The 983-nt window shown below is 69.8% G+C and carries 2 protein-coding genes; both read right to left on the reverse strand.

Annotation, left to right across the window (positions count from 1 at the left end):
* Positions 1–135 precede the first annotated feature (135 nt).
* Positions 136–384: a hypothetical protein gene (locus E3D03_RS20915; protein ID WP_263568542.1), complete on the reverse strand. Its 249-nt coding sequence runs from the start codon at positions 382–384 to the stop codon at positions 136–138.
* Positions 385–388: 4 nt separating this feature from the next.
* Positions 389–958: a DUF3489 domain-containing protein gene (locus E3D03_RS20920; protein ID WP_263568543.1), complete on the reverse strand. Its 570-nt coding sequence runs from the start codon at positions 956–958 to the stop codon at positions 389–391.
* Positions 959–983 lie beyond the last annotated feature (25 nt).

Consider the following 983-nt stretch of genomic DNA (forward strand, 5'->3'; position numbering starts at 1 on the left):
CCTCGCCTTCGTCGGCGTCTCGCTGGCGCGCGGGTTCCTGATCCGCCGGTTCTTCGAGGGGCTGCGGATCAGGGGCCGACAATGAATACCCGCCGCCCGGTTGCCCGGGCGGCGGTCCCTGATGTCGTCACCCCGTCAGAATTCGTGATCGGCACGCATCAGATCGAGCGTGGTTTCGCGCACGGCATCGGGCCGGGCCTTCGACCCGGGGGGCAGCCCCTCGATCTGCTTGGCCTCGATGACCAGTTCCGCGAGGTAGCTGTCGCTTTCCGGCCATGGGCGGCCCCAGCGCGCGCTGTAGGCCTCGCGCGCCTTCTGCAGCGTGGTCGGGCCAATGATCTGGATGGGAAGTTTCGCGGGGAGATTGAATCGGCGGGCGGCCATGGTATCAGCCCTCGATACGGTAGATGCGACCACGATCCGCCACCTTCTCGGAGGTGACGGTCAGCCCCAGCTTCTTCTTCAGCGCCCCGGCCATTGCACCCCTGACCGTATGGCCAGCCCATTCGAGCGCAGTGGCGATCTCGTCGATGGTGGCGCCGTCCGGTGCGCGCAGCATCGCGATCAGGGCGGCTTGCTTGGTCCCCTCGCGCGGCGTGCGCGCCTTGGGCGCGGCCTTGGTTTCGGTCGTGGTGTCCGGCGCGACCTCCTCGGTCGGCGCGTCTGTCGCGCCCACGGGCGCGGTGTCCGCGTCCTCGGGCTCGACGCCGATGGCAGCAAGGCCAGCGTCGGTGGCGACCAGCGTGACGCCGTGGCCATCGCCGGTTTCGCGCCACATGGGTTCGCCCTTGCGCACGTCGGCGTCGACCTCTTCGAGGAAGCCCTTGGCGAGCATTGCGCCGACCACCTTGTCGGCGGCGCCGCCGCGAAGGCTCTCGGGCAGCGGCAGGGCGATGTGCTCGGGCCGCTGGGCGGCGGCGCTCAGGATCAGGGCTTGGGTGTCGGAAAGCTTGGTCATCGTCGTCTCCCGTATCGGGGCGCGC

This window comes from Paracoccus sp. DMF (genome assembly GCF_004407025.1).
Classification (GTDB): Bacteria; Pseudomonadota; Alphaproteobacteria; order Rhodobacterales; family Rhodobacteraceae; genus Paracoccus; species Paracoccus aminovorans_B.

Coding starts and splice junctions, on each gene's coding strand:
- E3D03_RS20915 (WP_263568542.1), bottom strand. CDS start 384: ATGGCCGCCCGCCGATTCAATCTCCCCGCGAAACTTCCCATCCAGATC.
- E3D03_RS20920 (WP_263568543.1), bottom strand. CDS start 958: ATGACCAAGCTTTCCGACACCCAAGCCCTGATCCTGAGCGCCGCCGCC.